General features: G+C 66.1%; 3 protein-coding genes and 1 pseudogene. All 4 read right to left on the minus strand.

Translation table 11 applies throughout. The features are described 5' to 3' along the window. Positions 1–1,301 (minus strand): annotated as a pseudogene (locus MOV75_RS28300) (hybrid sensor histidine kinase/response regulator); the annotation flags it as partial. A 196-nt stretch (positions 1,302–1,497) separates the two neighbouring features. Continuing rightward, a complete protein-coding gene (gene hemA / locus MOV75_RS28305; RefSeq protein WP_246919077.1) occupies positions 1,498–2,727 on the minus strand; it encodes a 5-aminolevulinate synthase in 1,230 nt (409 codons plus the stop codon). Between the two features lie 283 nt (positions 2,728–3,010). After that, the gene (locus tag MOV75_RS28310) at positions 3,011–4,072 is read right to left on the minus strand and encodes an MBL fold metallo-hydrolase (protein WP_246919061.1); all 1,062 of its coding nucleotides are present in this window, start codon (positions 4,070–4,072) and stop codon (positions 3,011–3,013) included. Positions 4,073–4,365: 293 nt separating this feature from the next. After that, positions 4,366–4,562: hypothetical protein (locus tag MOV75_RS28315; RefSeq protein WP_247006991.1), on the minus strand; the 197-nt coding region annotated here is incomplete at its 5' end.

The raw sequence follows: 4,562 nt of genomic DNA on the forward strand, positions 1-4,562 counted from the left end.
CGCCACAGCAGCCCGCCGAAGAAGCTCGGCGCGAGCTGGGCGATGGCGGCAAAGGAGAGCAGGCCGATCGCCACAAGCTGGGTATTGCCGAGCGCGCGGTAGTAGAAATAGGCCATCACCATGATGGCGAAGATCGCGAGCCGCCGCGAGCGCAGCAGGAAGTCGCTGAAATCGGCGCCGCCGGTGCGCCCCTCAGGCCGTCGTTGCAGCACCAGGGGCACCACGAGGTCGTTCGAGACCATGATGGAGAGCGCGACGCATTCGACGATCACCATCGCGGTTGCCGCCGACAGGCCGCCGACGAAGATGGCGACGCTGAGCAGATCCGCACCTCCCTCCATCGGCAACGCCAGCACGTACATGTCAGGGTCGGCCGCGCCGAACGGGAAGCTGACGAGGCCGGCGAGCGCGATCGGGATGACGAACAGGTTGATGGCGATGAGGTAGAGCGGGAACAGCCAGCGTGCGCGGCCGACTTCGGCATCGCTGGAGTTCTCCACCACACTGACGTGGAACTGGCGCGGCAGCAGCATGATCGCGCACAGTGACAGCAGCGTCATCGTGAGGAAGTTGCCGATTGACGGCGAATAGTTGATGGTGCGCACCGCCTCCGGCGTCTTCATGGCGCGCTCGATCAGTTCCTGCGGCGAGAACATCCAGAAGGTGACGAAGATGCCGGCGGCGAGGAAGGCAACCAGCTTGATGATGGATTCGGTCGCGACCGCCAGCATGAGGCCGTGCTGGTGCTCGGTGGCGTCGGTCTGCCGCGTGCCGAACAGCACCGCGAAGGCGGCCATCGCCAGCGTCACCATCAGCGCCATGTCGCCGATGATCGGGATGTGGGAGAAGGCCTGGTCCTCGCTCAGGATCGTTGCGAGCGAGGAGGCGACCGCCTTGAGCTGGAGCGCGATGTAGGGCACCGAGCCGATGATCGCGATCAGCGCGACGGTCGCCGCCACCGCCTGGCTCTTGCCGTAGCGCGCGCCGATGAAATCAGCGATCGAGGTGATGTTGTGGGCTTTCGCCAGCTGGATCACGCGACGCAAGACGCCCGCGCCGAGCCCGATCATCAGGATCGGGCCGACATAGATGGCGAGGAAGTCGGTCGAGGTGCGGGTGGCGAAGCCGACCGAGCCGAAGAAGGTCCAGGAGGTGCAGTAGATCGCCAGCGACAGCGGATAGATCCAGCCGGAGGCACGGCCGCGTCCGGCCGGCGAGCGGCGGTCGCCATGGCTCGCCACCAGGAACAGGAAGCCGATATAGCCGAAGGCGGCGGCGATCACGCCCCAATCGTGCAGCATGGCGAGCGCGCTTCTCCCAGGGCGCTGACCGGCGCCCAAGCTCATTTTCCCTGTAAATCTAGCGCGTTGGAGGGGTGGAGGCGACAGCGAAATGCCGGCCGAGGGCGGGAACTGGGGTTGTCGTTAAGCTCGGGGCGAGCGGCGTTGGCACTTGCCCTCCCCCCTCCAGGCCCCCTCAGGGGAGGGTAAGGAAAGCCTACTCCGCCGCCAGCGACTTCTCGCGCAGCGGCAGGCCGAGGCGGTCCCACACCTGCAGCAGGGCTTCGGCGAGCTGATCGATCAGGCCGTCGTCGTGATAGGGCGAGGGCGTGATGCGCAGCCGTTCGCTGCCCTTGGCGACCGTCGGATAGTTGATCGGCTGGATGTAGACGCCGTGCTCTTCGAGCAGGAGGTCGGACGCCTGCTTGCACTTCTCGGGATCGCCGACGAACAGCGGCACGATGTGGGTGTCGCTCGACATGACAGGCAGGCCGGCGGCGTTGAGGATCGCCTTGACGCGGGCGGCACGGTCCTGGTGGCGCTCGCGCTCCCAGTTCGAGGTCTTCAGATGCTTGATCGCGGCGGTCGCAGCCGAGCAGATCGCCGGCGGCAGCGCGGTCGTGAAGATGAAGCCCGGTGCATAGGAGCGCACGGCATCGATGATCTGGCCGTTGGCGGCGATGTAGCCGCCGAGGCAGCCGAACGCTTTCGCCAGCGTGCCTTCCAGAATGTCGATGCGATGCATGACGCCGTCACGCTCGGCGATGCCGCCGCCGCGCGGACCGTACATGCCGACGGCGTGGACCTCGTCGACATAGGTCATCGCTTTGTACTTCTCGGCGAGATCGCAGATCTTGGCGAGCGGGGCGACGTCGCCGTCCATGGAATAGAGGCTCTCGCAGACGATCAGCTTCGGACGGTTCGGGTCGGCCGCCTTCAGCAGCGCCTCGAGATGCGCAAGATCGTTGTGGCGAAACACGACCCGCTCGCAGCCCGACTGGCGGATGCCCTCGATCATCGAATTGTGGTTGAGCTCGTCCGAGAGAATGAGACAGTTCGGAATGAGCTTTGCGATGGTCGGGATGCCGGTCTGGTTCGAGACATAGCCCGAGGTGAACAGCAGCGCGGCTTCCTTGCCGTGGAGATCGGCAAGCTCGGCCTCGAGCTGGACCAGCGGATGATGCGTGCCGGCGATGTTGCGGGTGCCGCCGGCACCGGTGCCGACGCGCGTTGCGGTCTCGACCATGGCGCCGACCACCTTCGGGTGCTGGCCCATGCCGAGATAATCGTTGGAGCACCAGATCACGACGTCGCGCTTGCCCTTGGGCGAGTGCCAGACCGCGTGCGGGAATCTGCCGGCCGTCCGCTCGAGGTCCGCGAACACGCGGTAGCGCCGCTCGGCGTGGAGACGATCGAGGGCGGAATCGAAGAACTGGTTGTAATCCATCGGCAAAACCTGCAACGGAACCCGGCCACGGCGGCCGCTCATTTTTAGAGCTTTTCCAGCTCCAATGTCCATGCGCCCGCACACATTTGTCACGGGGCGCGCGGGTCTACTGATAGCGGCGTATCGCCGGCGATAGTTGATGTGGATCAAACGCCTAACACGGGCCTGCCCGCGGGGGCCGAGGCTGCAGGGAAGGCACGGACCCCGGCTGCTGCCATGGACATTTTGTCCAAGGCGCGCGCTTCGTCCATGATTGCGCAGCCGGTCGCGCCGACGCCTTAGCTCACGTCGTCCGGAACTGCAGCACGCCGTTCTTCGCCTCCGCCGTCAGCCGGCCCTCGACGATCATGTAGTTGACGTGCGCGACCAGCTCGCCGGCGGCAAAGCCCATCTGGTGCTCGTCGAGCACATGCTTGTTGAACACGACCGGCACCAAGGCGCGCGAGGTCTGCGGCACCTCGCGGCAGGCTTCCGCGATCAGGCGGCAGCGCTCTTCATGGTGGTCGGCGAGCTGCTTGATGCGGGTCTTAAGTCCGTAGAACGGCACGCCGTGGCCGGGCAGCACCAGCACGTCGTAGGGCAGGGTCGTGGTGAGGCTGGCGAGCGAGGCCAGATACTCGCCGAGCGAGTTCTGGTCGGGCTCGACCGCCCAGACGCTGACATTGGGCGAGATCTTGCTCAGCACCTGGTCGGCGGAGAGGAACAGCTTGTCGTCGGCGCAATACAGCATCACCTGGTCGAGCGCGTGACCGCCACCGGTGATCACCTTGAAGCGGCGCGTGCCGATCACGACGTCGTCGCCGTGGGAGATGCGGCGGTAGGAGGGCGGCAGCACCGAGACGCGCTTGAGATAATCCTGGCCGCGGCCCAGCAGCTTTTCGGTGAGCGACTCGTCCATGCCATGGTGACGGAAGAACAGCCGCTGCGCCTCCTGCCGTTCCGCGGTGCCGCGGTTCTGGTGATAGACCGATTGCAGATATTCGACCTGCGACATCACCAGCGGGCAGTTGAACCGCTCGACGACCCAGCCCGCAAGTCCGACATGGTCGGGGTGGGAGTGGGTGACGATCAGGCGCGTGATGGTGACGCCCTTCAGCGGCCCGTCGAACAGCTTGGTCCAGGCCTCGATCGTCTCTTCGTTGCCGAAGCCGGTATCCACCATGGCATAGCCGTCGCCGTCGGCGAGCAGGTAGACGTTCACGTGGTTGAGGCGAAACGGCAGCTTCAGCCGTGCCCACAACACGCCGGGACGCACCTCGACGATCTCTTCGTGACCAGGATGCTGTTCCCAGGGGTAGCGCAGGGCCTCGGCCGAGGACTGCACGATGTCGGTTTTTGCGTTCATGCTACCGGCTTAAACCGAGCGCGGGCGGGGCGCCAGCCGAAAAAGGGCGGGCCGTGGTCTCCGCATGGCCGTCATACCTGCCGGCGTTTTTCCGTGATGTGGGACGCTCGCGCTCCGAACTCGGTTATCGCTCCCGCTTGCGGGGGAGGTCGGCGCGAAGCGCCGGGTGGGGGCTCTCTCCGCGCGGGGATACTCTCTGCGTGCCCTCAAATGCTCCCGATGCGGAGGCACCCCCACCCCGACCCTCCCCCGCAAGCGGGAGAGGGAGCGGAGTCCCCGTGTCGCCGGAGTCCTTACGCCGCCCGCATGTTGTTGAGGAATGCGTCGATCTCTCCGCGCAGCATGTCGGCTTCGCGCCGCAGCGCGTCGGAGGCGCTCAGCACTTCGTTCGCCGCGGCGCCCGCTTCGGCCGACGCGGTGGAGACGCCGACAATGTTGCTGGAGACTTCGCTGGTGCCGCCGGCCGCATGCTGGATGTTGCGCGCGATCT

This window comes from Bradyrhizobium sp. PRIMUS42, assembly GCF_023006515.1.
Classification (GTDB): Bacteria; Pseudomonadota; Alphaproteobacteria; order Rhizobiales; family Xanthobacteraceae; genus Bradyrhizobium.